Raw genomic sequence first — 24423 nt, 5'->3', positions numbered from 1 at the left:
GGGAGGAGAACAAGATGATTACCAGACGCGAATTGCTGAAGACCGCCGCCGCCACCGGACTGCTCGCCGGCACAGGCGGATTGGCTATGCCGGCGCTTGCCAAGGGTGCCACGATCAAGCTTGGTTATGTGAGCCCGCAGACCGGACCGCTTGCCGCCTTCGCCGAAGCCGACAAATTCATCATCGATGGCTTCCTGGCCGCAACGAAGGCCGCCGGGCTCGACTATCAGGTCGTGGTCAAGGACAGCCAGTCCAATCCCAACCGCGCGGCCGAGGTCGCCAAGCAACTGATCGTCGACGACGAGGTCAGCCTGATGCTGGTCGCTTCGACGCCGGAGACGACCAATCCGGTCACCACCACCTGCGAGGCGGAAGAAGTTCCCTGCATCTCGACCGTCGCGCCGTGGCAGCCGTGGTTCATCGGCCAGCAGGGCAATCCCGCCGACCCGGCGTCCTGGAAGCCGTTCAAGAGCGCCTTCCACTTCTTCTGGGGGCTCGAGGACGTAATCGCCGTCTACACCAACATGTGGGCGCAGGTCGAAACCAACAAGAAGGTCGGCGGCCTCTTCCCCAATGATGGCGACGGCAACGCCTGGGGCGACAAGGTCGTCGGCTTCCCGCCGGTGCTGGACAAGGGCGGCTACACGCTCAACGATCCCGGCCGCTACCAGAACCTCACCGACGACTTTTCGGCGCAGATCAATGCGTTCAAGTCGGCGAACTGCGAGATCATCACCGGCGTCATGATCCCGCCTGACTTCACCACCTTCTGGAATCAGGCCCAACAGCAGGGCTTCAAGCCGAAGGTTGCCTCGATCGGCAAGGCGATCCTGTTCCCACAGGCGGTAGAGGCGCTTGGCAAGACCGGCAACAATTTGTCCTCGGAAGTCTGGTGGACGCCCAGCCATCCGTTCAAGTCGTCGCTGACCGGCGACAGCTCGGCGCAACTGGCGGAAGGCTTCACCAAAGCGACCGGCAGGCCGTGGACACAGCCGATCGGCTTCGTGCATGCGCTGTTCGAACTCGCTGCCGATGTGATGAAGCGAGCCGACGCCGGCGACAATGCCGCCGTGATCAACGCGATCGCCGCGACCAAGCTCGACACCATCGTCGGCCCGATCGCCTGGAACGGCGCCAACCTGCCGCCCTTCGCCGCCAAGAACGTCGCCAAGACGCCGCTGGTCGGCGGCCAGTGGCGGCTGAAGGACGGCGGTGGTTACGATCTCGTCATCACCGAGAACAAGACGGCGCCGAACATCCCGACCGGCGGTAAGATGGAAGCCATCGCGTGAGCGCTTTGACGAAATCTTCCTTCTCCCCGTTTACGGGGAGAAGGTGGCCCGAAGGGTCGGATGAGGGGCGGCGCCTGGCTTTGGCAGATTTGCGCTGCCCCTCATCTACCTGTCGGCATCTTCTCCCCGAGAACTGGGAGAAGAAAGCCTAATCACATGCCCATCCTCGCCCTCGACAACGTCTCGAAAAGCTTCGGCGCGCTGACCGTCGCCGACAAGGTTTCGTTCGCGCTTGAAAGCGGCGAGGCGCTGGGCATCATCGGACCGAACGGCGCCGGCAAGTCGACGCTGTTCAACCTGATCACCGGCAACATCCGCGTCGATGCGGGCAGCGTGACCTTCGATGGTGCCGACGTCACGCGGCAGCCGCCGATGGCGCGCTGCCTCGCCGGCGTCGGCCGCACCTTCCAGATCCCGCAGCCTTTCGAGAAACTGACGGTGTTCGAGAACCTGTTGGTGGCTGCGACCTTCGGGGCCCGCAAGCGCGAAAGCGAGGTCTCGGACGATTGCGCCTTGATCCTTGCGGAGACCGGACTGCTCAGCCGCGCCAACCAGCCTGCGGGAGGCCTCAGCCTGCTCCAGCGCAAGCGCCTGGAACTTGCTCGCGCGCTTGCCACCCAGCCCAAGGTGCTGCTGCTCGACGAAATCGCCGGCGGCCTGACCGAAGCTGAATGTCACCAGCTCGTCGAAACCATCCAGGCGATCCACCGCCGCGGCGCTTCGATCATCTGGATCGAGCACGTGCTCAATGCGCTGAATTCCGTGGTCGGCCGGCTGCTGGTGCTCAATTTCGGCAAGGTGATCGGCATCGGCAGGCCGGACGAGATCATGGCCTCGCAGGCCGTGCGCGAAATCTATCTCGGGATCGAGGTCTGATGGCGCTGCTCGAAACCCGGAACTTGACGGCGTTCTACGGCGACTTCCAGGCGCTGTTCGGCGTCGACGTGGCGCTCGACGCCGGCGAGACGGTGGCGATCATCGGCGCCAACGGCGCCGGCAAGTCGACCTTGCTGCGCTCGATCTCCGGCGTGCTGGCCAACGGGGTCGACCAGATTCTGTTCGAAGGCCGGCCGATCGGCGGGCTGCCGGCGCCGGAGATCGTCGCGCTCGGTATCGCCATGGTGCCGGAGGGTCGCAAACTCTTCCCGTCGCTCTCCGTCGAGGAGAACCTTCTGATCGGCAAATATGGCCGAACGGTTTCCGGCGCCTGGTCGCTGGAGGCGGTCTACGACCTCTTCCCGGTATTGAAGGAGCGCCGGCGCAATCCGGGCACGGCACTGTCCGGCGGCCAGCAGCAGATGGTGGCGATCGGCCGCGCGCTGATGTCAAATCCGCGCGTGCTTTTATGCGACGAGATAAGCCTCGGTCTGGCGCCGGTGGTCATCAAGGACATCTACGCCGCCTTCCCGAGAATCCGCGCCGCGGGAGCCTCGATCGTCATCGTCGAGCAGGACATCGGCCAGGCGCTGAAAGTCGCCGACCGGGTCTATTGCATGATGGAAGGACGCATCACGCTTTCCGGCAGGCCAGGCGAGGTCGGCCGCGACGATATCCACGCCGCCTATTTCGGGGCGAAGACGCCATGATGTGGCTCGACACCATCGTCCAAGGGATTCTGCTGGGCGGCCTGTACGCGCTGTTCGCCGCGGGCCTGAGCCTCGTCTTCGGCATCATGCGGCTGGTCAATCTCGCACATGGCGATCTCATCGTGCTTGCCGCCTTCCTGATCCTGGTTCTGGTGACGGCGCTGGGGCTCAATCCGTTCGTGGCGGCACTGGTCGCCATGCCGGCGATGTTCGCGCTCGGCTTCGCGCTGCAATATCTGGTGCTCAACCGTACGCTTGGTCCCGACATCCTGCCGCCGCTGCTCGTTACCTTCGGCCTGTCGATCGTCATCCAGAACGCTCTGCTCGAGCGCTTCTCCGCCGACAGCCGTCGCGTCTCGGCCGGCGCGCTGGAAACCGCGTCGCTGCAGTTCGGGCCGATCAATATCGGCACGATGCCGCTGCTCACGTTCCTCTCCGCAATCGCAGTGATCATCGGGCTGAACCTGGTCTTCTACCGCACCTCGCTCGGCCGAGCCTTTCGTGCCACCTCCGACGACCGCGTCACGGCAGGCCTGATGGGCATCCGGCCCGATCGCATCTTCGCCATCGCCACGGGCCTTGCCATGGTGGTGGTAACGATCGCCGCGCTCTATCTCGGCACGCGCGCCAATTTCGATCCGACCATCGGCCCGGCGCGGCTGATCTACGCCTTCGAGGCGGTGATCATCGGTGGTCTCGGCTCGTTCTGGGGAACGCTTGCCGGCGGCATCATCATCGGCGTGGCCCAGACCGCCGGCGCGTCGATCAATCCGGAATGGCAGATCCTGGCCGGCCACATCGCGTTCCTGCTGGTGCTGCTGGCGCGGCCGCGCGGTCTCTTTCCAAGGGCGGTGGACTGAAGATGGCGGTCGACGCGTTGCCAAGCTTCAAGGTCGAGACGCGCACGCGGCTGTCGTCGGCTTTCCTCGTCGTGGCCGTCGCGGTGCTGGCGCTCGGTTTCGCCGCACCGCTGTTCACCTCGCGTGCCGTGGTCCAGGACCTGTTCTTCATCCTGACGATGCTGGTGCTGGCGCAATGCTGGAACCTGCTCGCCGGCTTCGCCGGTCTCGTCTCCGTCGGCCAGCAGGCCTTTGTCGGCTTCGGCGCCTATGCGATGTTCGCCGCCGTCATTCTGCTCGGCCTCGATCCACTCGTCGGCATAGTACTGGCTGGGCTGCTGGCGGCCGTGCTCACCATCCCCACCGGCTTCTTCGTCTTCCGGCTGCAGGGCGCCTATTTCGCCATCGGCACCTGGGTGATCGCCGAGGTGGTGCGGCTTTCCTTCGCGCAATGGAAGGCGCTCGGCGGTGGCACCGGAACCTCGCTGCCTTCCGGCGCCACCCGCGACATGGCCGGCGTCAGATGGATCGCCGACCTGTTCGGCTGGCGCGCCTCGCAAGCGACCGACGTGCTCTGCTACTGGCTGGCGCTGGCTCTGGCCGCTGCCACGATCCTGTTCATCCACTGGCTTCTGCGTTCCAGGCAGGGGCTCGGCCTCGCCGCCGTGCGCGACAATCAGGAAGCGGCACGCGCCGTCGGCGTCGATCCGCGCTGGATGAAGTCGACCGTCTATCTGCTCGCGGGTCTGGTCAGCGGGGTCACCGGCGCGCTGATCTATGTACAGAAGGCGCGCATCTCGCCCGACGCCGCCTTCTCGGTCACCGACTGGACCGCCTATGTCATCTTCATCGTGGTGATCGGCGGCATCGGCACGATCGAAGGGCCGGTCGTCGGCGTCATCGTCTTCTTCGTGCTGCGCAATGTGCTTGCCGACTACGGCTCATGGTACCTGCTCATCCTCGGCCTGATCGGCATCGCAGTGATGCTGGTCGCACCGCGCGGCTTGTGGGGCCTGTTCGCGGACCGCACTGGGATCCAGCTCTTTCCCGTCCGTCGCATCCTGACGGGCGCGCCAACGAAAACCAAGGGAGTGCCGCATGGCTGACATCACCACCAACGTTCTCATCATCGGCACCGGGCCCGCAGGCTCGGCATGCGCCGCTCTGCTCGCCACCTATGGCGTCGAGAACATGGTGATCAACCGCTACCGGTGGCTGGCGAACACCCCTCGCGCGCACATCACCAACCAGCGCACCATGGAGGTGCTGCGCGACCTCGGCCGGGATGTCGAGGACGAGGCCTATATGTTCGCCAGCGAGCAAGACCTGATGGGAGAGAACGTATTCTGCACCTCGCTTGCCGGCGAAGAGATCGGCCGGCTGAAGACCTGGGGCAAGCATCCCAATTCGCGTGCCGAGCACCAGCTTTCCTCCCCTTCGCGGATGAACGACCTGCCGCAGACCTTCATGGAACCGCTGCTCTACAAGACCGCCTGCTCGCGTGGCACGCAGGGGCGCATGTCGGTCGAGTATCTCAGCCATGTCCAGGATGCGGACGGCGTGACGACGACCTGCCACGACCGGCTGACCGGCAAGGACTTCACCATCCGCTCGAAGTACCTGGTCGGCGCCGACGGCGGCAATTCGAAGGTGGCCGAGGACGCCGGCCTGACCTTCGAAGGCAAGATGGGCGTCGGCGGCTCGATGAACATCCTGTTCAAGGCAGACCTCTCCAGATATGTCGCTCACCGCCCCTCGGTGCTCTACTGGGTCGTGCAGCCGGGCGCCGATGTCGGCGGCATCGGTATGGGGCTGGTGCGCATGGTGCGGCCCTGGAACGAATGGCTGATCGTCTGGGGCTACGACATCAACCAGCCGGCGCCGGTGGTGGACAAGGCCTTCGCCACCAAGGTCGCGCGCGATCTGGTCGGCGATCCGGAACTCGACATCGATATCCTTTCGGTCTCGACCTGGACCGTGAACAACATGTACGCGACCACCATGCAGAACGACCGCGTCTTCTGCATGGGCGATGCCACGCACCGGCATCCGCCGTCCAACGGGCTCGGCTCCAACACCTCGATCCAGGATGCCTTCAACCTTGCCTGGAAGCTTGCCTATGTGCTGACCGGCAAGGCGGGCACGAAACTGCTCGACAGTTTCCAGGTCGAGCGTGCGCCGGTGGCCAAGCAGATCGTGACGCGTGCCAACAAGTCGATCGAGGAGTTCGGGCCGATCTTCAAGGCGCTCGGCCTGCTGGATTCGATCGACCCGGTGAAGATGCAGCAGAACATGGATGCGCGCTGCGACGACACGCCGGCCGCCGAGGAGCAGCGCCGCAAGATCCGCGAGACCATAGCCTTCAAGGTCTACGAGTTCGACGCGCATGGCGTCGAAATGAACCAGCGTTACCTCTCGACGGCTGTGCTGACCGATGGGCAGGAGGAGCCGGCCTTCGAGAAGGACGCCGAGCTGCACTACCAGCCGACGACGTGGCCCGGCGCGCGCCTGCCACATGCCTGGGTGTTCGGCGAAGGCGGCGCCAAGGCTTCGACGCTCGACCTGTGCGGCAAGGGCCGCTTCACCGTCTTCACCGGCATTGGCGGCAAGGGCTGGGCCGACGCGGCGAAGATGCTCGGCAAGGAACTCGGCATCGACATCAACGCGCATGTCATCGGGCCGCGGCAGGCCTGGCAGGACCTGACCGGCGACTGGGCGAACCTGCGCCAGGTGCGCGACAGCGGCATCGTGCTGACGCGGCCCGACCAGCATGTCTGCTGGCGGCGCGAAGCAATCGCCGACGATCCGGTCGCCGAGCTGCGCCGCGCGTTGAAATCCGTTCTGGCCTTGTGAGGTTCACGATGGACGCACACGAAAAAGGTTTCTTCACCGAGGAGAACTCGGTCGAGGTCGTCACCGGCCGCAATAAGAACGCCAGGGACGAGCGGCTGAAACAGGTGATGGAAGTGATAACCCGCAAGCTGCATGAGGCGGTCAAGGAGATCGAACCGACGCAGGACGAATGGATGCAGGCGATCCTGTTCCTGACCAGGACCGGACAGCTCTGCACCGACTGGCGACAGGAGTTCATCCTGCTTTCCGACGTGCTCGGCGTGTCGATGCTGGTCGACGCGATCAACAACCGCAAGCCGAACGGCGCGTCGGAATCGACGGTGCTGGGGCCTTTCCACATCGCGGACGCGCCGGAGCTGCCGATGGGCGCCAACATCTGCCTCGACAGCAAGGGCGAGGACATGGCGATCCATGGCCGCATCCTTGACACGGAAGGCAAGCCGGTGGCGGGCGCCGTTCTCGATGTCTGGCAAGCCAACGACGAGGGGTTCTACGACGTGCAGCAGAAAGGTATCCAGCCGGACTTCAACCTGCGTGGCGTGTTCCGCACCGGCGTCGACGGCCGCTATTGGTTCAGGGCGGTGAAGCCGAAATTCTATCCTATCCCGGACGACGGCACGGTCGGCCAGTTGCTGCATGCGCTCGGCCGCCATCCTTATCGGCCGGCGCATCTCCACTTCATCCTGAAGGCCGACGGTTTCGAGACGCTGACCACGCATATCTTCGACCCTGACGATCCCTACATCAATTCGGATGCCGTCTTCGGCGTGAAGGAAAGCCTGCTTGCCGAGTTCAAGCGCGTGCAGGATCCGGTTCGCTCGAAGGAACTCGACTTCGCTGGGCCGTTCTGGGACGTCGAGTACGATTTCGTACTGGCGCCTTGCGGCTGAACCACAGCGGCAGGCCCGCCGACTGAGCGTGCCTGCCGCTCGGCGGTTTCGGTCGAGTTTTTGCCGGTCGCTGTCGCTTCGATCGTGGCGCATCCGATCCAATCCGGCTCCAATGCATGCGCAAGCGGTCGCCAGCCGCTCCTGCGGCGACTGCTCTCTTATGGCTGCTCGGACGATCCCGATCCGCCGGTGAGCTCTGTTCCAGCCAGCAATTCGGCAAAGCGAGCCACGGCTGTGTGATCCTGCCCTTTGCCGAGCACTTTCTGGGCGCCTGACCAAAGGTCATGGCAGAGGCCGGCGAAGGGCACAGGCGTATCCGTGGCTTGCGCAACACCGAGCGCAATTCCCAGATCCTTCACCATGAGATCAAGCCCGAAGCCGGCGTCGAATCAACAATGCCGGCCTTCAGAAGGCCGGACCGCTGGAGACGTCCGCGCTTGCGGACTGGGACGCCCTGATGGCCGTCAACGCCAGAGGTGTCTATCTCGCCACCCGCTTCGCCATCCCTCACTTGAGAAAGGCTGGGGGCGGATCAATCGTCAATACGGCGTCGCTGGCTGCCAAGCGCGGTGGCCCCGGTATCACGGCCTATGCCGCGTCCAAGGGGGCGGTCATGGCTTTCACCACCGCTTCTGCGCTCGAGCTTGCGGCGGACAACATTCGCGTCAATTCTATCTGCCCCGGCTTTATCGATACACCTTTCAACAACCCAGCCATCGATTTCATGGGCGGACGTGAAGCTCAGGCCCAGCTGGTCAAGGCCATGGTGCCGCTTGGCCGCCAGTCGACACCGGAAGAAATCGCGCCGCTATACACGTTCCTGCTGTCGGACGAAGCCGTCTATATCACCGCTCAGGCCTATTCTATCGACGGCGGCGTCTACAATTGAACAGGCGTGACATCCGGTCGATTTGATGTCCATCAGGCGGAGCGCGGCCTGATGGACAATGAACTCGATATCTATTCTCTCAGACGCCAGCCTCGGCGAAATGCCACGGTTAAGAGGCTGCCGCAGGCAGTTCAGAACGTTGCGGAATCGTCTGGCCAAAGGATCAGCGGCGTCCGGATTGAATCGGCGATCGGCCGCAGGCCGTGCCAGGTCCTATTGGCATAGACGAGCGCGTCGTGCTCATCGGTGCGCTGTGCATGTGTCGAAGATTGGATCAGTTCAGCCGTTACGAGGCCCGCGCCCGGCACGGCCAGCCTGCCGCGGATAACGGCCCGGAACCACAGGTCCACTTGGGGATAATGGGGCTCTCCCGTCGGCAGCCGTGCCCAGGCCACATCGGGACCGAAACGGTCCGCGCCGCTCGTTGCGCACAACCGCGCCAGCTGCATGTCGTCGCGCTTGACGAAGTGGACGACGACGGTGGCAGCTTGCCGGATTGCCTGCGCGCTGGATGAAATGTCCGAGAGCGAGAAAGCAATGGTGGGCGGTTTGACGCTGACGGAAATGAGTGAGCTGATGGTCAGCGCGACCGGTCCGTCGCCGGGGTCGGCGGTGATGATCGCTACGCCGGAAGGGTGATGGCGGAAGGCCGTGAGGAAGGCCTCCGCCACCTGTGCGGCCGAGTCTGTTGCGCCGTTCTTTGTCATTCGATCATCCACCCTCTGGCAGAGAGTGCTATTTCTTCTTGTCGACAAGGTCGTAGAATTGCCAGCTGCGCTCGCTCCACAGGCCACCCAGATCCCGCCCGGCTGCGGCGACCATATTGGGGTTGATCGTGAAGTGGTTGGCCGCGGTCAGCATCTCGCGATAGGTGCGCTGCATGATGCCCTCGCGCAGCGATGCGCCGCCGGCTGCGCGGTAGACGAACTGGCAGGCATCGACGCCTGCCTCGTGCACTTCCGACTTGGCGAGATGAATGAGGCTGACCTGGCGCGTCGAGACGCGGTCGCCGGCCTCGATGGACGACTCGGCGTCGCGCCAGACCTCGAACAGGAAGGCTCGCGCGGCACGCACTCGAGCCTCGGCCCGCCCGTAGTCGAACCAGAATTTGTCGCTCTCGCCAAGCAGGCCGGCGCGACCGGTTTTTGAAACGGCATAACGCGCCATCTCGTCGAGCATTCGCCGGGACGCACCGATGGCCCATCCCGAATGACCGATCGCGGCAAGCCCGACGACGCCAAGGCTGAAAAACTCCTTCAGCCGCTGCGGTTCCGCCGTCATGATCGGAAACACCATGTCGTCGGGTATGAAGACATCCTTGGCGCCGTAGTCGATGCTGCCGGTCGCTTTCAGGCCGAGCACATCCCAGTTGCCAAGCAACTGATGATCGCTGACCGGCGCATGCGCGCACAGCACGATCACGTTGCCGTCCTCGTCCTTTGCCGGTTGCCCCTTTCCATCGTCCAGCAATGCCGCGGTGTGGGTATATGTGGCGTGATAGATACCGCTCGCATAGGACCACTTACCGTTCAGCAGGTAACCGCCATCCACTTTCCTAAGCATGCCTGTCGGCGTGCCCTGGCCCGAAAAGCGATTGTCGATATCACCGCCGAACAGGCGTGCGATCGCCGTATCGGGTAGGAAGGCGGCAGACATCGCGCCGATGCACGCATGCACCATCGAGACCCAGCCGGCCGCACCGCTATAGTAGGTGATCGCCTCGATCAACTGCAGACCATCGGTGGGCGAGAGCTGCGACCCGCCAATATCTTCACCGGCGAAGATGTGCGACATGCGCAGTGGCTTCAGTGCTTCGAAGGTCGCGTCGTTCAACTTGCCGAGCTTGTCGTTCTCGGGTGCGTTCGCTTCGAGGATCGGCCCGATCTTGTGAATCTGCGCAAGCAGCGAGGGGAGATCGGCCGTGGTCCCCCAATATCCGGAACGGTGATTCAATGGTGCGTTCATGCCTCTTCCTCCTTGCATGGATATCTTCGTTGCGATTTGCGGCTATGCGGCGAGGAAATCGCCGATCGCCGCAACGATCTTAGGGTCTTCCTGCATTGCGAGATGTCCGATGCCCGGCGCGATGAACATGTTGGCATTCGGGATGCGCTCGGCCCAGATCGGAGCCTGCGAGGCGGGAACCAGACGGTCCGCCTCGCCCCACACGATCAAGGTCCGGTTTGGAATGCGGGGCAGCCACCGGCCGAGGTTCGGGTGCCCCATTCCGTGCGGGTTGAGGATGCGTTCGAGCCCTCTTGCTTCCTTCGCGCGCGCGGCGACGAACTCTTCAAGCGGCGGACACTGCGCGCCGCCGGGGAAGTAGTGCAGTGCCACGGCGACGTCGTTTGTAAGATAGCCGGGCAGTGCCTCCGGTTCGATCGACGAAAGGTCTGTCGCCGGATGGTCTGGATGGTTCAGCCCCGCCGGCGCGTTCAACACGAGCTTGCCGAAGCGTTCTCCAGCAAGCACGGCCATCTCGGCCGCCATCCAGCCGCCCATCGAATGACCAACGAGATGGGGACGGTCGAGGCCAAGCACGGCAACGAGCCTTAGATTGTGCACCAGCATGTCCTGCATACCGCACACATGCGCGGCATCACCGCTTTCGCCGAACCCTGGATGGAAAGGGAGATAGACGCGGAAGCGATCAGCCAGGCCTCGCGCCCAATCGTGCCCCTCGATGGTTGCAGCCCCGTGCAATGCCAAGACGGCGGGGCCATTTCCGATGGCTTTCACGACCGTGTGTACACCGTCGATCTCGTAGGAGAGCGTTTCGAACGTCATGAGTTCCTCCGATGCGTCGCGCTGGTCGAGTCTGGCCGGATAAGCACCTTGCACTGCGTCGTGCGTCGCTTGAGGCCCTCGAAGATTTCGGGCACGTCCACGAGGCCGATCTGCCCGGTGACTAGTGACTGCGGCTGAAACTGCCCCGGGCCTAGCGCGTCCAGAGCGGCCTCGAATTCTGCCATAGTGAAGAACACGGCAAACACGATCTGAATCTCTTTCGACAGCGCGGCAAAAGGGTCCCAGTCATCCCCACCCACGCAAAGCCCCACGCCGACGACCGTCCCGTGGGGGCGCACCAGGCGGCAGGCGAAGTCGATCAGCCCGCGCTTGCCGACGCATTCGAACACGACGTCCGGCTCTCCTCCGCTCAGAGCCAGGAACTCGTCAGACAGGCGCGGTCCCGATAGAGCGAATGCAGTCGCGCCTATGGCCCCCGCGCGCGATTCCTGGTGGCGGTTGAGATCGGCGACGACGACATCTCGCGCGCCGAGCCGCCGGGCCCAGAAGGCAACCAGCAAGCCAATCGGTCCGGCACCCAGGATCAGCACGCGATCCCCCGGCCTGAGGCCGGAACGCGCGACTGCGTGCAGGCCGACTGCAACAGGCTCGGCCAGTGCGCCCTCTGCCGTCGGCAGGTCGTCAGGCAGGATGCGGCATTGCCGGGCCGCGACAGCGGCATATTCGGCGTATCCGCCGCCGATCAGTCGCATCTGCGCACACCAGGCAGGCTCGCCGCCAAGACATGAAGCGCAGTGGCCGCAGCCGCGCATCGGCGCGATGGCAACGCGATCGCCCGGCTTGAGACCGGTGACATCGCGGCCACACTCGACGATCTCGCCGGCGAACTCATGCCCCAGCACGTCGCCCCGATTGACCCCGAAAGTGGCCGGATCGTCGGACATATGCAGGTCCGAACCGCAGATGCCGCAGGCGGCGATCCGAAGCAGGACTTCGTCTGGCGACGGTGTCGGGAGCGCCAGCTCGGAGATACGCAGCTGCTCCCGAATATCATGAAAGAGGGCAGCTCTCATGGCTTGTCCTCCAGCAGCGTCCGTCGGGTCGGAAACCAGGGCGCGTCGACGATCTTGCATATCACGCCCCACACGCCGCCTCTCGCGAAGATCGCCATGAACAGGGTGAGAAGGCCGAGCACGACGAGATAGATGGCGCCATATTCGCCAAACCAGCGGTCGGCAAAGAAGTAGATCAACGCGCCGATGATCACCCCCTCCAAGGAGCCCAGCCCGCCCACCATGACGACGAAAATTGCGATGCTGGCCCAGTTGGGATCATAGGCGGAGGGCGGCGTGATGCGCAGTTGCGCGAGGAAATAGACTGCACCTGCCAATCCGGTTCCGACCGCCGCGGCCATCCAGATCAGAAAGCGCAGACGACCGACGTTCACGCCTTGGCTGGCGGCGGCAACAGGGTTGTCGCGGACCGCGGTCAGCGCCAGCCCATAGCGGGAGCGCAGCAGCAGATAGGAACCGCCCACCGTGACGAGCAGCATGAAGGCGCATAGGAACGAAACGCCCATCGCCCGTTGATCGGCCGAGTAACCAGTCATCACCCGCAGGCTCATTCCGGCACCGGCGTTCACATAGGCGAAAATGGAAGTCGCAAGCCGCATGACCTCGGCAATGACCCAGGTGCCGATCGCGAAATAGGGGCCATCCAGCCGATGCAGGAGAGCATAGGTCGGAATGGCCAGCAGCGCCGGTGCGCTCACCGCGAGAATGACGGCGAAGAAGGGATTGACGCCCCAGAGTTGGGCCATCACGAACATGGCGTAAGCCGCTACGCCTACGAAGGCCTGTTGGCCGACTGACACGAGGCCGGCGTAACCGGCCAGAAGATTCCACATCGCAGCCACGGCGATGTAGCAGCACAGTTCGACGACATCGCGGATTTGTCCCTGGCTCGCCCACCACGGCATGGAGCCAATAGCTGCGATCATGCTCGTGCCCAGCGCCATGGCGACGAAGCCGGATGTCGTTTGACGCTGGACGCGCACGATGCCCGGTCCGTCGCTGTTGATTGCAACCGTTTCGGTCATGGCCTCACACCTTTCCCATGAGGCCCTGCGGCCGCAATGCGAGCACGAGCAGGAAGACGAGATGCCCTGCCAGGATGCCGAAGCCGGGATCGATGCGAAACCCGATCGACTGGCTGATCCCGAGCACCATCGCTCCGAGGAAGGCTCCCCAGATCGAGCCCATGCCGCCGATGATCACCGCTTCGAAGGCATAGATCAGCTGGAAGGGACCATCGGCTGGGGCGACCGTGGCGCGCATGGATTGGAACACGGCGGCAAAACCGAGGATCGCAACGGCGATGGCGGTGGCTCCGGCGTAGACGTTCTTCGGGTTTACGCCGGTCATTGCCGCCGCTTCGACATCCACCGAAGACGCGCGCAGGGCGCGACCGAAGCGGGTGTGGCGCAGCGTTGCATCGAGGGAGCCGGTCAGAACGGTTGCCGTCAGCAGCACGATCAGCGGCAGGACGCCGACAAAGAGCGAGCCGATCTGGAACGACGCCTGCGCGATTCCGCCGGCGCCGAGCGAGCGCGTGTCGGCCGACCAAAACTGCAGCATGGCGTTCTGCAGCGCCATCGAAAGACCGAAGGTCGCTATCAGCGAAGGCAGTGGATCGGACCCCACCACGCGATCCAGAACCAGACGCTGCAGCAGCAGGCCGATGATCGCCCCCAGCACGACGAGGATGACCAGAACCGGCCATGGTCCGAGCGCAAACCTGGCAGCGAGGCTGATGCCTGTCAAAGCGAGCAGGATCATCAAGTCGCCATGCGTCAGATTCACGATCCGCATGACGCCGAACATCAGGGCCATGCCGAGCGCGTACTGAGCATAAAGTCCGCCGAGCAGGACGCCCTGGATCAGCCCGTCAAGCCAATGCATGCGAGCCTCCGAAATACGCCTCGGCAATGGCTTCGCGCGAGATGTCGCGCGATCGCCCGGTCAAAGTCGTCCGGCCCTCCAGCATGCAATAGAGGCGGTCGGAAGCGGATTTTGCCAGCCCCACGTCCTGTTCGACCAGCACAATCGACGTGCCGCTCTGGGAGATGGACGGTATCGACTGATAGATTTCGCGGACCACTTTGGGCGCCAGTCCAAGGCTGATTTCATCGCACAAAAGCAGTCGCGGCTGATTGAGCAGGGCGCGTCCGATCGCCACCATCTGCTGCTGTCCACCCGAGAGCGATTCCACCGGAACGCGACGCTTCTCCCTTAAGATCGGGAAGAGGGCGAATATCCCTTCGAGCGTCCAGGCAGCGTTGCGTGTCACCCTGGCGTGGTCGATCGCCACGCGGAGATTGTCTTCGACCGACATGCCGGTGAAAAGCCGGCGGCCTTCCGGCACGATGGCGACTCCGTCGGCGATCATCCGGTGGGGGCGGCAGCCGCCGACGGGACGGCCGTCCAGAATCACCATTTCGGGCGCGACACGCAGCAAGCCGATGATAGACCTGAGCAGGGTGGATTTGCCTGCGCCGTTGGCGCCTATCAACGCCACGACCTCGCCTTTGCCGATCTCGAAGTCGATGCCGTAAAGCGCCTGGAAGTCACCGTACCGGGCAACAAGCCCGTGGGTCGAGAGAAGGGGAGTGTTCATGCCTCGATCCCCATGTAGACCCGGCGCACTTCGGGGTCCTTGATAACCTCATCCGGCACGCCTTCGGCAATCTTCTCGCCAAAGTTCAGCACCATCATGCGGTCGGCAACGGCGAGCAGGGCATGCAGTACGTGTTCGATCCAGATGATCGTCACCCCGTTGGCCCGAATTCTTCGGATGAGGGCAACCAGGTCCTTGCCTTCCTCGTCCGTCAGCCCGCCGGCTATCTCGTCAAGCAGCAGAAGCTTCGGCCCGGACGCAAGCGCACGGGCGAGCTCGAGCCGCTTGCGGTCGAGGAGCGTCAGGGACCCGGCCAGCCGATTGGCTTTGCCGCCCAACTCGCAACCTCGCAGTATCTCGGCACAGCGACCGTAGCACTCTGCCTCCGAGCTGCCGCTGCCGAAGGACGCGGCGACGAGCAGGTTTTCGAAGGTCGTCAGTCCGACGTAGGGACGTGGAATCTGGTAGGTTCGCCCGATCCCCATCCGACAGCGCCGGTATGGCGGCTGTCCGACCAGCGTCTGGCCGTCGAGGAACAGATCGCCCTCGTCTGTCTTGGTGTCGCCGCTGACCAGGTTGAACAGCGTGGTTTTCCCGGCCCCGTTGGGGCCGAGAACGCCGAGCACCTCGCCGCGGCGCACGTCGAAGCTGATGTTGTGCAGGACACGCAGTGCCCCATACGACTTGCCCAGGCTTCGCGCTTCGAGAAGTGCGCCATCGGCCATAGGTCCGAACTCCTCAGGCCGGCCAACTCATCAGCTTCATCTTCTGCTCCGGCTGGAACAGCTTGTTGACTGAGTTGTCGACAATCTTCAGGTCGTAGGGCCATTTCTCGCCCTTGACCCACTGGCCGCCGAAGATCGGCGTCGTCGAGACGTTCGGGTGCGGACCTGATGTGAAATCGACCGGGCCGATCAGGGTCTGCATCTTGGTCGCCGCGAGAGCCTCGCGGTTTGCTTCACGGTCTAGCGGGTTCTTCGAGCGCTTGAGGATGTCGATGGCCATCTCAAGCAGCGCGTGGCTATAGCCGAGAGGCTGGGTCCATTGTTTTTTGGTCTCGCTTTCCCATTGACCGGCAATGTCCTTGCTGGTCTGCCCGGTGATAGTCGACTTGAACGGGAATGCGGGGGTCCACCAGACCTCCGAGGACATACCGTCGCCGAGCGGCCCAAGCGCTTGGACACCGGACGGAAACAACAACGCGGCGGCAACTGTCACCGCTTTGGGCTTGTAGCCTTGCTGGGCGCACTGGTTCACGAAAGTCTTGAGGTCATCGGGATATGTGATGCCTCCCACGATGTCGCAGCCGGCATCCTTGAATGCTTTGATCTGCGCCGTGTAGTCATTGGTGCGCGGCTGGAAGAAGCCGGGCACCACGATTTGAAAGCCTGCCTTCTGTGTCGGAACCGGAAGCCCGTAGTCGTTGTTGCCCCAGGTCTCGCCGTCCGCGTTTTGCGGAAACAGCATTCCGACCTTCTTGTTCGTCTCGATCGTGTTCCAAAGGCCGACGAAAGTGTTGAGCGCCTCGTCAAGGCCCCAGAAGAAATGATAGGTCCACTTGAACGGTTTATCCTTGCCGCCGCGCGGGAAGATTATGGCTTGCCACGGAGCGCCGGTCGACAGACATGGGCATTCGTACAACTCAGCCTGATCCGCCGCGGGGCTCACCGTGTCGGTGGTCGAAGCCGGCAGCAGCATATGGACATTCTCGTTCAGCAACAGGTTGCCTGCGACCTCGGCGGCACGGTTTGGATCGGACTGGCTATCGCGCACCAGGATGTCGACGGCATATTTGCCGGTCGATGTCTCCAGTCCATCCTTGAGGAGTTCCTTGACTTTGCCGACCGCCCAGCCGTCGGTCTCGCCGAACAGGGCCAGCGGACCTGTCGTCGGCGTCAGGAACCCGAGCTTGATGGTGCCCGCGTCCTGCGCACGGGCGATCATAGGAGCGCCGAGTGCCGCGGCCACGGTACCCGCGCCGATTCCCTTGATTATGGTGCGCCGCGACACGCGCGCGTCGCGTGATTTCAGTTCAACCATGGTTTCCTCCCTCTGGTATTGATAGGTTGACTTCCTCCACCTTACGGCCTCCCGCCGCAGGTTCATTTGATGCGATGCATCGATCCTCCATCGATGACGATCTGGCTCCCCGTCACGTAGGACGAACATGGGGAGGCCAGGTAGAGCGCCAGCCCCTTGATGTCTTCCGGATCGCCGATCCTGCCGATCAGCGACTGCTGCTCGAAGGCCCTTCGGTCGGCCGGTATCTGCAGCCTGCCGCCGGCGATGTTGGTCATGAAGGGGCCGGGCGAGATGCAATTGATCAGGATCCCGTACGTGCCGAGTTCCATCGCCATCTGCCTGACGAAGTGGTCTACACCGGCCTTGGCGGGCATATATGGCGTGCCGACGATTGCCTCGTTGATTTGCGCGGCGATCGATGAGGTGACGATGATGCGGCCCCCGCCAGTCTGCTTCATGTGCCTGGCCGCGTTCTTCACCGTTGTGTAGACCGAGGTCAGATTCACCTCGATGACCCGGTCCCAATGGTGGTCCTCGAGCAGGTCGATCGCACCCTCGGCAATGCGATGTCCCTCGGTCGAGAGAAACCCCGGGCCAGCATCGATGCCGGCATTGGCGAAAACCACGTCGATCCGACCATGTCTGTCCGCAACAGTGTCGAACGCCGATGCCATCCGCGAACGGTCGGCGACATCCAATGTCTGTCCCCAGACGTCGCCCCCGCCGGCTTTCATCTCGCAAATCACCTTGTCGAGGCGCTCGGCGTCGAGATCGAAGATGCAGACGCGCGCGCCGTTCTCGGCCATGACCTCCGCGTAAGCGCGTCCTATGCCGCTGGCTCCGCCGGTCACGATCACCGACTTGCCGCCCACGTCAAACATTTGATGCAAGCTCGCCATGCGCCCTCCGCGTTGGGACCTCACCGGGGACCACGACCGGACGCACGATCCAGTCTCGCGCGCCGAAACGCGTAAGGTCCTGTGGGCTCCACTCTTCGCTGCCTCCCGATTTGAGGAGATTAGGAGTTCCGGTAGGGGGGTGCTGTCAAACTCACTGCGAGCGGAGTTGGACCGGAGTACGGATTTTCAAGTTAAAGCATTGGGATCGTTAGATAATTATTTTCCGACCGGTGTATGATATGAAGAATGATGACCGAGGCGATTGATCAAATAACCAAATCGATTTTATGATTTGATGAATTGGCTTCCACCAATGCCGTGCCGAATCTGACGAGGAGCTTACGATGAGACCCCAGGCCGAGCCGTCCAAGCTCCTCGATCGGGGCGGCCGCCCGACGGTGCGCGAACTACTGAGCAGCCTGGTATTCAATCCGGTCGACGGAACAATCAGCCTGAACGGTGATCGCATAGTCGTGCAACGGGCTGCGGTCGGTTCCGAACTACGGCGCGAACTGATCCGGTTGCTCGGCGCCGAGGAGGCAAAGGTATTCCTGATCCGGCTGGGATTTCTAACCGGTCAGGCGGACGCCCGATTTGTACGTACGCGCTGGCCGCATCTTGATATCGGGGACGCCTTTACGGCCGGGACCCGCATGCACACCTTCAGTGGCGTCGTACGCGTCGAGACCGTCTACAACGACTTCGATTTCCGCAAAGGACGCTTTGCGGCGGAATTCCTTTGGCACGATAGCGTCGAGGCCTCGCATTTTCGTAACCCGCACCATGCCGCGGAGCCGATGTGCTGGACACAGATTGGTTATGCGTCCGGCTACGCGACCGAATTCTTCAATACATTGGTCATCTACAAGGAAATCGAATGCGCTGCCCAGGGCCACCGACACTGCCGGGTCGTGGGCAAGCCGGCGAGTGCCTGGGGCGCCTCTGACCCTGAGGTCATCTTTTTCCGTGAGCGGGTCGTCGGGCAGCAAGAGATAACGCCGTCTGTGTCGGTGGCGCGGACTCACATTGCCCATAGCCATCTTTCCGAGCTTGACGGCGTCTTGCTCAGGCCGGTGAAGGATCTGCTGGACCGTTTTGCCATGATGGGACTTCCGGTGCTGGTGACCGGTGCCGCTGGCACAGGGCGCAGCCGCGCGGCGTGTTATCTCCACCGCCTAGGGCACAGTTCCCCGCCGGAGCCGCGCCATGTCATTGGCTCGGACGTTGACGTTGCACTGTGTTCGGAGATTGCCCAGCCGGGTAAGCAAAGCCGACGCGGTCCGATTCCGAAAACGGTGATAATAGATGAGGCTCAAGCCATTCCTGTGGAGATGCAATCGCGCCTTTCCCGCGCCATTGAGGACGGCATCCTGCTCGGCGGACCAAGGGTAATTGCGCTTGCCGATAGCGTCGACGCGTTCTTTGGATTGTCGCCGGCGCTCTGGTCCGTGCTTTCGCCCCTGCATGTTCGCATGCCGTCGTTTGTGGAGCGAAGGCAGGATTGCTTGAACCTGGCTGGCATTATGGTCCGGTTGCTCGCGTCACGGATGGGCATCGATCTGCCTGAATTCGACGAAACGGCGACAAGCGTGATCGCCCAAACGCAATGGCGAGGCAATCTGCGCCAATTGCGCGGCGTACTGACCTCCGTGCTTGCCCTTCATCAGGGCGGCTCGATTACGGGAGAGCAGATAGAAGTCCAACTTGCGAAATGGGCAAGTGGCCCGACTCCGAATGACGACGCTTCGCAAGGCTTGGGCCGGCAGATGCTCGAACTGATGGAAAGAAACAAGGTTTCGTTGAGCGACATGGAGCGTGCAGTCTACCAAGCCGCTGTCGACTTGGCCGATGGGAACCTTTCCGCCGCCGCGCGCCTCCTTGGCTTGTCTCGTCCGCAGCTTGCATACCGGCTTGGTTCATGAAGCCGACGTCCTGAACCCGGTGTCGAAATGCGGCAGATCGGACTGCCGCACCTCTCCATCCGGTCGGGTCGGTGTAAGGCGACTTTGGACGTCAGTTCGGCTCAAAGTACAGATAAGGCACCGGAAGCACAGCGAAATTCGCTGCTTTTGATCTTATCTGGCACCGGCTGAGAAGGGAACATGGTGCCCAGAGGCGGATTCGAACCACCGACACGCGGATTTTCAGTCCGCTGCTCTACCAACTGAGCTATCTGGGCCTGTGCCGGCTAACGGATCGTCTGCCGGGTTTCACGGCGACGCCTAGCGGCGCCCCTTGAAAGCGCGTGGGTTATAGCACGGCAATCCTGCCTGTCCAGAGCAATTCCAGGAAAAGTGCTCGGCGGTTTTCCGTCCGGAATTGCGTGAAAGTTAGGCGCAATTCCAGGAAAAGTGCTCGGCGGTTTTCCGTCCGGAATTGCGAGAAAAGTAAGCGCAAATCCCGGAAAAATGCGCGGCGTTTTTCGCTCCGGAATCGCATGAAAACAAAGGCTTAGCGAGCCATAGATTTTGGTCGGGAAAGAAAATCAGTGAAGACAGCGCCTCGCGCCGCTCAATCCCCGTCCTTGGGTTCGGGAACTGGCTTGGGCGCGTCGTCCTCTTCTTCTTCGCCGTCGCGGCCGGGGATGACATAGGCACCCTTCAGCCAGCGATTGAGGTCGATGTCCTTGCAGCGTGCCGAGCAGAACGGATAGTGCTCGCGCGAGGATGGCTTGCCGCATTCGGGGCAGGGCCGCTTCGGCCGAAGCGGCGTCACTTTGTCGTCCAGGCTCATGAGCGCGCGGCGTGCCAGTTCTGATGCGCCTTGAAGCCTTCGCCGGAAAGCAGCGCCACGCTCTCGTAGAGCGGCAGGCCGACCACATTGGTGTAGGAGCCGACCAGCTTGACGACGAAGGAGCCGGCCAGGCCCTGCACGGCATAGCCGCCGGCCTTGCCGCGCCATTCGCCCGAAGCGACATAGGCGTCGATCTCCTCGCGCGGCAGACGCTTGAAGCGGACACGTGTCTCCACCAGCCGCAAGCGCTGCTTGCCGCCTGGCGTGATCAGGCAGATGCCGGAATAGACCCGGTGCGAGCGGCCGGAAAGCAGACCGAGGCAGTTGGCGGCATCGTCCAGCGTTTCCGCCTTGGGCAGGATGCGGCGTCCGACGGCCACCACCGTGTCGGCGGCGAGAATGAAGGCCGGCGCGTAATCTTCCTCGCTTTTCAGCGATGCAAAGGCCTTCTCGGCCTTGTACTTGGCAAGGCGCTTGGCCAGCGAGCGCGGATGCTCGGCGCGCAACGGCGTCTCGTCGACATCGGCTGGCAAGATGCGGTCCGGCTCGATGCCGGCCTGCTGCAACAATTCGATGCGGCGCGGCGAACCCGAGGCAAGCACGAGCTTCTGCAGGATGCTCATCGCGCCGAACTGTTACTTGAAGCGGTAAGTGATGCGGCCCTTGGTCAGGTCGTAGGGCGTCATCTCGACCAGGACCTTGTCGCCGGTCAGCACGCGGATGCGGTTCTTGCGCATGCGGCCGGCGGTGTGGGCGATGATTTCGTGTTCGTTTTCGAGCTTCACGCGGAACATCGCATTGGGCAGCAGTTCGGTGACCACACCTGGAAACTCGAGGACTTCTTCCTTCGGCATTCGATACCTTTGCTTGGATGGTAGTTCCGGCACTTAGAGCATGATGCCGAAAAGTGTGAAGCGGTTTTCGGACGGCATCGTGCTCTACGTCTTCGATCCGGAGTCGGATGGTTTCAGGTCCGTTCGACCTGAAACCATCCGACTCCGGCCGGAAATTGCGGCGGAACCTATATGATAATCGTGCGCTTGTGAACACGCTTAATCCGCCGGGTTTTTTGCCACCGGGGGCAGGAAACGTCGGCTCATGCGCGTTTTCAGCCGCTCGCGCACGTCGCGATAGGCGGCCATGATGTGCTCGCGGGTGCCGCCGGTGTCGGTCGGGTCGGGCATCGGCCAGTATTCGACCTCGACGGCGAGCGAGCGGGTCAGCTCGAGCGCGGCATGATGCGCCTCCGGCGCCAGCGTCACGATCAGGTCGAAATAGTCGTCTTCCAGATCGTCCAGGGTTCGCGGCTGGCGCGTGCCGAGCGAAAGCCCGTCTTCGGCCAGCACCGCGTCGACGAAGGGATCGCGCTCACCGGCGCGCACGCCGGCCGAAGCGACGAAGGTGGTGGCTGGAAGCATGCGCCGCGCCAGTTGCTCGGCGATCGGTGAACGCACGACGTTCATGCCGCACAGGAACAGGATCGAGTGGGGCAGGACTGTCAGGACTAGCCTCGCCAGTGCAACACGCAGACCAGCGTGAACAGCCGGCGCGCCGTGTCGAAGTCGATCTCGATCTTGCCGGCGAGCCGGTCCATCAGCGTCTGCGAGCCTTCATTGTGCAGGCCGCGCCGGCCCATGTCGATCGCCTCGATGTGGCTCGGCGTCGAGGAGCGGATGGCCTCGTAGTAGCTTTCGCAGATCAGGTAGTAGTCCTTGACGATGCGCCTGAGCGGCGTCAGCGACAGGATATGGGTGACCACGTCGGCGCCATCCTCGCGGCTGACGGCGAAGACCAGGCGCGACTCGGCGAGCGACAGCTTCAGCTTGTAAGGGCCGGCGCCGTCGTCATTGACCGGCCGGAAGCTGTTTTCCTCGATCAGGTCGAAGATCGCCACCGCCCGCTCATGCTCGACATCGGGCGTGGAGCGTCCGATCGTCTCGTCGAGCTCGACGTCGATCAGCCTGTCGCGGGTTTGGTCGTGGCCCGGCATGGCTACATGTTCAACCGGATGCCGACGGAGCGCGCATGCGCGTCGAGGCCTTCGGCCTTGGCGAGCGCGATGGCGGCCGGCGCCAGCGCTTTGAGCTGCTCTGGCCCGAGCTTGAGGATCGAAGTGCGCTTGACGAAATCGAGCACCGACAACCCCGAAGAAAAACGCGCCGAGCGCGCCGTCGGCAGCACATGGTTGGAGCCGCCGACATAGTCGCCGATGACTTCCGGCGTATGCCGGCCGATGAACACGGCGCCGGCATTGCGCATTTTTGCGAGAAACGCCTCGGCATCGTCGAAGGCGAGCTCGACATGCTCGGCCGCGATGCGGTCGACCAGCGGCAGCGAGGCCTGAAGCGTCGGCACCAGGATGACGGCGCCGAAATCACGCCAGCTTGCCGCCGCCGTTTCGCCGCGCGGCAGCACCTTGAGCTGGCGTTCCACCGCTTGCTCCACCGCCTTGCCGAACTCTGCATTGTCGGTAATCAGGATCGACTGCGCCGAGACGTCATGCTCGGCCTGCGCCAAAAGATCGGCGGCGATCCAGTCCGGATCGTTGTCTCGATCGGCCACCACCAGCACTTCCGACGGGCCGGCGATCATGTCGATGCCGACCGTGCCGAACACCTGGCGCTTGGCCGCCGCGACATAGGCGTTGCCCGGGCCGACGATCTTTGCCACCGGCCGGATCGTCTCGGTGCCGTAGGCGAGCGCGGCAACTGCCTGCGCGCCGCCGACGCGGTAGATTTCCGAAACGCCGGCGAGATCCGCCGCCACCAGTACCAGCGGGTTGATGACGCCGCCTGTGGCCGGCACGACGATAACGATACGCTCGACACCGGCGACCTTGGCCGGCACCGCATTCATCAGCACCGAACTCGGATAGCTGGCCGTGCCGCCCGGCACATAGAGGCCGGCGGCTTCGACCGCGGTCCAGCGCGAACCGAGCTCGACACCGGCGGCATCGGTATAGCGGTCGTCGTTCGGCTTCTGCCGCTCGTGATGCGAGCGGATGCGGTCGCGCGCGTATTTCAGCGCCTCGATCGTTGCCGGATCGGCCGCCGCGTAAGCCTTGGCGATGTCGTCCTTCGAGACGGCGATGCCGAGCTTGCCGAGATCGGCCTTGTCGAATTTCAGCGTGTAGTCGATCAGCGCCTTGTCGCCCTCGGCGCGCACGCGGGCGATGATGTCGCGCACCACCGCTTCGACATCGGCCGAAACCTCACGCTTGGTGGTGAGGAAGGCGGCAAAACGCTGCTCGAAATCGGCGTCGGTCTGGCTAAGCGTGATGGCCATGTTCAGCCCCTGTGCACAGGTCGCGAGGTGGCTTCCCAGGAACCGCCGATATCGGCAAGCCGCGCCTCGACGCATTCGACGTCGAGCATGATGGTGCCGCCGCCGGAAAACACCAGCTCGACGATGCCGGCCGGCTTGCTGATGGCGATAAAGCTGATCGCCAGCAGCGACAACACCTCGGCCGGCTTGTCGCGCGGGATCCCGCTGGTCTTGGCGCTGAGCACGCGGTCGAAATGCAGCACTGCCTGCCGCCGCTCGTTATGCTGGCGCAACAGGCCGGATTTCGCCTCCCAGACGAAGCGGTTCATGGTCAGCACGAAACGCTTGGCCGCAGGCAGATATTGTAGGTCGGAGACCTTCATCACGGCGTCCTGGACATGCGCCGAAACGATGCTCAGATCCTGGTCGTCGAGCGCGATGAGCTTGAGGGCTGCCATGCGGAATGCGCACCTGAAGGTTGATTTCAGCCCTCTGTTAGGCGGTCTTTCGGGTCCGTGCAACCTCGGTACGGATCCGGCCAAAGGTAATCACGTCAGGTCGGCGTTGCCCCTCATCGCCCTGCCGGGCACTTCTCCCCGTATAGTGACGGGGAGAAGGAGCGCTTTCGCGAGGATTTCGCCAATCGCGAACGTGCAGGAAAGTCGCCAAAGCTGCAGTCGCGGCCTTCTCCCCGTTTACGGGGAGAAGGTGCCCGAAGGGCGGATGAGGGGCG

26 protein-coding genes, 1 tRNA gene and 1 pseudogene are annotated in these 24423 nt (G+C 63.3%); 9 read left to right on the top strand and 19 right to left on the bottom strand.

Annotation, left to right across the window (positions count from 1 at the left end):
• The first annotated feature begins 14 nt into the window (after positions 1-14).
• From FJ988_RS00280 to FJ988_RS00250, 7 genes are all read left to right on the top strand, one after another.
• Entirely contained in the window at positions 15-1292 is a 1278-nt protein-coding gene (locus FJ988_RS00280; protein ID WP_140814615.1) for an ABC transporter substrate-binding protein, read from the top strand.
• 156 nt (positions 1293-1448) lie between these two features.
• Positions 1449-2168: an ABC transporter ATP-binding protein gene (locus FJ988_RS00275; protein ID WP_140814614.1), complete on the top strand. Its 720-nt coding sequence runs from the start codon at positions 1449-1451 to the stop codon at positions 2166-2168.
• The gene (locus FJ988_RS00270) at positions 2168-2878 is read left to right on the top strand and encodes an ABC transporter ATP-binding protein (RefSeq protein WP_140814612.1); all 711 of its coding nucleotides are present in this window, start codon (positions 2168-2170) and stop codon (positions 2876-2878) included. Before FJ988_RS00275 ends, FJ988_RS00270 begins: the two co-directional genes overlap by 1 nt.
• Positions 2875-3738 (top strand): branched-chain amino acid ABC transporter permease, encoded by an 864-nt coding sequence (locus tag FJ988_RS00265; RefSeq protein ID WP_140814610.1) that lies wholly within the window; start codon positions 2875-2877, stop codon positions 3736-3738. Before FJ988_RS00270 ends, FJ988_RS00265 begins: the two co-directional genes overlap by 4 nt.
• Before the next feature lie 2 nt (positions 3739-3740).
• Positions 3741-4823 (top strand): branched-chain amino acid ABC transporter permease, encoded by a 1083-nt coding sequence (locus FJ988_RS00260; protein WP_140814608.1) that lies wholly within the window; start codon positions 3741-3743, stop codon positions 4821-4823.
• On the top strand, positions 4816-6570 hold the full coding sequence (locus tag FJ988_RS00255; RefSeq protein WP_140814607.1) for an FAD-dependent monooxygenase: 1755 nt from the start codon (positions 4816-4818) through the stop codon (positions 6568-6570). The genes FJ988_RS00260 and FJ988_RS00255 overlap by 8 nt, the downstream gene beginning before the upstream one ends.
• A gap of 8 nt (positions 6571-6578) precedes the next feature.
• Complete coding sequence (locus FJ988_RS00250; RefSeq protein WP_140814605.1) at positions 6579-7460, top strand: intradiol ring-cleavage dioxygenase; 882 nt, start codon at positions 6579-6581, stop codon at positions 7458-7460.
• Between the two features lie 158 nt (positions 7461-7618).
• Here FJ988_RS00250 and FJ988_RS00245 read toward each other — a convergent pair.
• Positions 7619-7837: pseudogene (locus FJ988_RS00245) on the bottom strand (NAD-binding protein); the annotation flags it as partial.
• An 11-nt stretch (positions 7838-7848) separates the two neighbouring features.
• Between FJ988_RS00245 and FJ988_RS00240 the strand changes: the two are divergent.
• The gene (locus FJ988_RS00240; protein WP_140814601.1) at positions 7849-8349 is read left to right on the top strand and encodes an SDR family NAD(P)-dependent oxidoreductase; all 501 of its coding nucleotides are present in this window, start codon (positions 7849-7851) and stop codon (positions 8347-8349) included.
• A gap of 131 nt (positions 8350-8480) precedes the next feature.
• Here FJ988_RS00240 and FJ988_RS00235 read toward each other — a convergent pair whose 3' ends face one another.
• From FJ988_RS00235 to FJ988_RS00190, 10 genes are all read right to left on the bottom strand, one after another.
• A complete protein-coding gene (locus FJ988_RS00235) occupies positions 8481-9056 on the bottom strand; it encodes a flavin reductase family protein (protein ID WP_140814600.1) in 576 nt (191 codons plus the stop codon).
• Between the two features lie 28 nt (positions 9057-9084).
• A complete protein-coding gene (locus FJ988_RS00230) occupies positions 9085-10314 on the bottom strand; it encodes an acyl-CoA dehydrogenase family protein (protein ID WP_140814598.1) in 1230 nt (409 codons plus the stop codon).
• A gap of 42 nt (positions 10315-10356) precedes the next feature.
• Positions 10357-11136, bottom strand: coding sequence for an alpha/beta fold hydrolase (locus FJ988_RS00225; RefSeq protein WP_140814597.1), 780 nt, complete (start codon positions 11134-11136; stop codon positions 10357-10359).
• Positions 11133-12170, bottom strand: a complete 1038-nt coding sequence (locus FJ988_RS00220; protein ID WP_140814595.1) for a zinc-binding dehydrogenase — start codon at positions 12168-12170, stop codon at positions 11133-11135. Before FJ988_RS00220 ends, FJ988_RS00225 begins: the two co-directional genes overlap by 4 nt.
• On the bottom strand, positions 12167-13195 hold the full coding sequence (locus tag FJ988_RS00215; protein WP_140814594.1) for a branched-chain amino acid ABC transporter permease: 1029 nt from the start codon (positions 13193-13195) through the stop codon (positions 12167-12169). The genes FJ988_RS00220 and FJ988_RS00215 overlap by 4 nt, the downstream gene beginning before the upstream one ends.
• A 4-nt stretch (positions 13196-13199) precedes the next feature.
• Positions 13200-14057, bottom strand: a complete 858-nt coding sequence (locus FJ988_RS00210) for a branched-chain amino acid ABC transporter permease (protein WP_140814592.1) — start codon at positions 14055-14057, stop codon at positions 13200-13202.
• Complete coding sequence (locus FJ988_RS00205; RefSeq protein WP_140814591.1) at positions 14044-14772, bottom strand: ABC transporter ATP-binding protein; 729 nt, start codon at positions 14770-14772, stop codon at positions 14044-14046. The genes FJ988_RS00210 and FJ988_RS00205 overlap by 14 nt, the downstream gene beginning before the upstream one ends.
• Positions 14769-15497, bottom strand: coding sequence for an ABC transporter ATP-binding protein (locus FJ988_RS00200; protein ID WP_140814589.1), 729 nt, complete (start codon positions 15495-15497; stop codon positions 14769-14771). Before FJ988_RS00200 ends, FJ988_RS00205 begins: the two co-directional genes overlap by 4 nt.
• A 13-nt stretch (positions 15498-15510) precedes the next feature.
• The gene (locus tag FJ988_RS00195) at positions 15511-16812 is read right to left on the bottom strand and encodes an ABC transporter substrate-binding protein (protein WP_140814587.1); all 1302 of its coding nucleotides are present in this window, start codon (positions 16810-16812) and stop codon (positions 15511-15513) included.
• A gap of 62 nt (positions 16813-16874) precedes the next feature.
• Positions 16875-17675: an SDR family NAD(P)-dependent oxidoreductase gene (locus FJ988_RS00190; protein WP_246688397.1), complete on the bottom strand. Its 801-nt coding sequence runs from the start codon at positions 17673-17675 to the stop codon at positions 16875-16877.
• A 362-nt stretch (positions 17676-18037) separates the two neighbouring features.
• Between FJ988_RS00190 and FJ988_RS00185 the strand changes: the two genes are divergently transcribed.
• Positions 18038-19615 (top strand): XylR N-terminal domain-containing protein, encoded by a 1578-nt coding sequence (locus FJ988_RS00185; RefSeq protein ID WP_140814584.1) that lies wholly within the window; start codon positions 18038-18040, stop codon positions 19613-19615.
• Between the two features lie 181 nt (positions 19616-19796).
• Here the strand turns inward: FJ988_RS00185 and FJ988_RS00180 are convergent.
• The 8 genes from FJ988_RS00180 to FJ988_RS00145 form a co-directional block, all read right to left on the bottom strand.
• A tRNA-Phe gene (locus tag FJ988_RS00180) sits at positions 19797-19872 on the bottom strand.
• A 332-nt stretch (positions 19873-20204) separates the two neighbouring features.
• Complete coding sequence (gene yacG / locus FJ988_RS00175) at positions 20205-20426, bottom strand: DNA gyrase inhibitor YacG (protein ID WP_140814583.1); 222 nt, start codon at positions 20424-20426, stop codon at positions 20205-20207.
• Positions 20423-21049: a Maf-like protein gene (locus tag FJ988_RS00170; protein WP_140814581.1), complete on the bottom strand. Its 627-nt coding sequence runs from the start codon at positions 21047-21049 to the stop codon at positions 20423-20425. The genes yacG and FJ988_RS00170 overlap by 4 nt, the downstream gene beginning before the upstream one ends.
• A 12-nt stretch (positions 21050-21061) precedes the next feature.
• The gene (infA, locus tag FJ988_RS00165; protein WP_006200926.1) at positions 21062-21280 is read right to left on the bottom strand and encodes a translation initiation factor IF-1; all 219 of its coding nucleotides are present in this window, start codon (positions 21278-21280) and stop codon (positions 21062-21064) included.
• 198 nt (positions 21281-21478) lie between these two features.
• Complete coding sequence (locus tag FJ988_RS00160; RefSeq protein ID WP_407067692.1) at positions 21479-21898, bottom strand: low molecular weight phosphatase family protein; 420 nt, start codon at positions 21896-21898, stop codon at positions 21479-21481.
• 32 nt (positions 21899-21930) lie between these two features.
• Positions 21931-22416: a UPF0262 family protein gene (locus FJ988_RS00155; protein ID WP_140814578.1), complete on the bottom strand. Its 486-nt coding sequence runs from the start codon at positions 22414-22416 to the stop codon at positions 21931-21933.
• A 2-nt stretch (positions 22417-22418) separates the two neighbouring features.
• Positions 22419-23711, bottom strand: a complete 1293-nt coding sequence (hisD, locus tag FJ988_RS00150) for a histidinol dehydrogenase (protein WP_140814576.1) — start codon at positions 23709-23711, stop codon at positions 22419-22421.
• A gap of 2 nt (positions 23712-23713) precedes the next feature.
• Complete coding sequence (locus FJ988_RS00145; protein ID WP_140814574.1) at positions 23714-24148, bottom strand: DUF2948 family protein; 435 nt, start codon at positions 24146-24148, stop codon at positions 23714-23716.
• Positions 24149-24423 lie beyond the last annotated feature (275 nt).

The organism is Mesorhizobium sp. CU3 (assembly GCF_006442965.1).
Classification (GTDB): Bacteria; Pseudomonadota; Alphaproteobacteria; order Rhizobiales; family Rhizobiaceae; genus Mesorhizobium.
Note: the sequence above shows the minus strand (reverse complement) of the source record. Positions and strands in the feature narration are given on the sequence as shown.

What these genes read in the sequence shown, in the direction of transcription:
- FJ988_RS00280 (WP_140814615.1), top strand. Translation starts at nt 15, where the DNA reads ATGATTACCAGACGCGAATTGCTGAAGACCGCCGCCGCCACCGGACTG.
- FJ988_RS00275 (WP_140814614.1), top strand. Translation starts at nt 1,449, where the DNA reads ATGCCCATCCTCGCCCTCGACAACGTCTCGAAAAGCTTCGGCGCGCTG.
- FJ988_RS00270 (WP_140814612.1), top strand. Translation starts at nt 2,168, where the DNA reads ATGGCGCTGCTCGAAACCCGGAACTTGACGGCGTTCTACGGCGACTTC.
- FJ988_RS00265 (WP_140814610.1), top strand. Translation starts at nt 2,875, where the DNA reads ATGATGTGGCTCGACACCATCGTCCAAGGGATTCTGCTGGGCGGCCTG.
- FJ988_RS00260 (WP_140814608.1), top strand. Translation starts at nt 3,741, where the DNA reads ATGGCGGTCGACGCGTTGCCAAGCTTCAAGGTCGAGACGCGCACGCGG.
- FJ988_RS00255 (WP_140814607.1), top strand. Translation starts at nt 4,816, where the DNA reads ATGGCTGACATCACCACCAACGTTCTCATCATCGGCACCGGGCCCGCA.
- FJ988_RS00250 (WP_140814605.1), top strand. Translation starts at nt 6,579, where the DNA reads ATGGACGCACACGAAAAAGGTTTCTTCACCGAGGAGAACTCGGTCGAG.
- FJ988_RS00235 (WP_140814600.1), bottom strand. Translation starts at nt 9,056, where the DNA reads ATGACAAAGAACGGCGCAACAGACTCGGCCGCACAGGTGGCGGAGGCC.
- FJ988_RS00230 (WP_140814598.1), bottom strand. Translation starts at nt 10,314, where the DNA reads ATGAACGCACCATTGAATCACCGTTCCGGATATTGGGGGACCACGGCC.
- FJ988_RS00225 (WP_140814597.1), bottom strand. Translation starts at nt 11,136, where the DNA reads ATGACGTTCGAAACGCTCTCCTACGAGATCGACGGTGTACACACGGTC.
- FJ988_RS00220 (WP_140814595.1), bottom strand. Translation starts at nt 12,170, where the DNA reads ATGAGAGCTGCCCTCTTTCATGATATTCGGGAGCAGCTGCGTATCTCC.
- FJ988_RS00215 (WP_140814594.1), bottom strand. Translation starts at nt 13,195, where the DNA reads ATGACCGAAACGGTTGCAATCAACAGCGACGGACCGGGCATCGTGCGC.
- FJ988_RS00210 (WP_140814592.1), bottom strand. Translation starts at nt 14,057, where the DNA reads ATGCATTGGCTTGACGGGCTGATCCAGGGCGTCCTGCTCGGCGGACTT.
- FJ988_RS00205 (WP_140814591.1), bottom strand. Translation starts at nt 14,772, where the DNA reads ATGAACACTCCCCTTCTCTCGACCCACGGGCTTGTTGCCCGGTACGGT.
- FJ988_RS00200 (WP_140814589.1), bottom strand. Translation starts at nt 15,497, where the DNA reads ATGGCCGATGGCGCACTTCTCGAAGCGCGAAGCCTGGGCAAGTCGTAT.
- FJ988_RS00195 (WP_140814587.1), bottom strand. Translation starts at nt 16,812, where the DNA reads ATGGTTGAACTGAAATCACGCGACGCGCGCGTGTCGCGGCGCACCATA.
- FJ988_RS00190 (WP_246688397.1), bottom strand. Translation starts at nt 17,675, where the DNA reads ATGTTTGACGTGGGCGGCAAGTCGGTGATCGTGACCGGCGGAGCCAGC.
- FJ988_RS00185 (WP_140814584.1), top strand. Translation starts at nt 18,038, where the DNA reads ATGAGACCCCAGGCCGAGCCGTCCAAGCTCCTCGATCGGGGCGGCCGC.
- yacG (WP_140814583.1), bottom strand. Translation starts at nt 20,426, where the DNA reads ATGAGCCTGGACGACAAAGTGACGCCGCTTCGGCCGAAGCGGCCCTGC.
- FJ988_RS00170 (WP_140814581.1), bottom strand. Translation starts at nt 21,049, where the DNA reads ATGAGCATCCTGCAGAAGCTCGTGCTTGCCTCGGGTTCGCCGCGCCGC.
- infA (WP_006200926.1), bottom strand. Translation starts at nt 21,280, where the DNA reads ATGCCGAAGGAAGAAGTCCTCGAGTTTCCAGGTGTGGTCACCGAACTG.
- FJ988_RS00155 (WP_140814578.1), bottom strand. Translation starts at nt 22,416, where the DNA reads ATGCCGGGCCACGACCAAACCCGCGACAGGCTGATCGACGTCGAGCTC.
- hisD (WP_140814576.1), bottom strand. Translation starts at nt 23,711, where the DNA reads ATGGCCATCACGCTTAGCCAGACCGACGCCGATTTCGAGCAGCGTTTT.
- FJ988_RS00145 (WP_140814574.1), bottom strand. Translation starts at nt 24,148, where the DNA reads ATGGCAGCCCTCAAGCTCATCGCGCTCGACGACCAGGATCTGAGCATC.